A 500-nucleotide genomic window follows, 5' to 3' on the forward strand; every position below is an offset into this window, starting at 1 on the left:
TTGGTACCTCCGGGTGCCTTGTTGGGTCGAAGCGGGGGTCAAAGGCGTAGAGAACCTTGTCAAGATCCTTAAAACGTTCGAGAAGCTTTTTCGCCTGGTCAAACATGGCCACGCTCTTGAACCTGAAACGGAGCTCCCTCTTTAGCTCGTCCTCGGCGCAGCGCTCACAGATGTACTCGTTGTGGTATTTTATCCTGTTGCCTTCGGTCAAAACGGTGATTTTACCCTCAAGGAGGCAGAGGCGACAGAGTTCGGCCTTCTCAACCCTCTTGTTCTGAAGCCGCCTTTTGAAGTAATCCTCCCACTCTTCGGCGTTTACCAAGACGATTCTGGCCTGCCGGAGAGCCTTCTCGATCTCCTTTGGGTTTCTGTACTGGCTTCCCTCCAGAACTTTGAAAAGCCTGTCGTCGCGCATGATGAAGCGGTAAATCCTGTCAGCTTTGAGGTTCCTCATTGCTGAGAGCTTCTCGGGCTCATTCTCGATGAAAAAAGCTTCGAGC

General features: G+C 52.0%; 1 pseudogene. It reads right to left on the bottom strand.

Annotation, left to right across the window (positions count from 1 at the left end):
* Positions 1-500, bottom strand: a pseudogene (locus tag E3E25_RS11295) (RNA helicase); the annotation flags it as partial.

The organism is Thermococcus sp. MAR1, assembly GCF_012027305.1.
GTDB lineage: Archaea > Methanobacteriota_B > Thermococci > Thermococcales > Thermococcaceae > Thermococcus.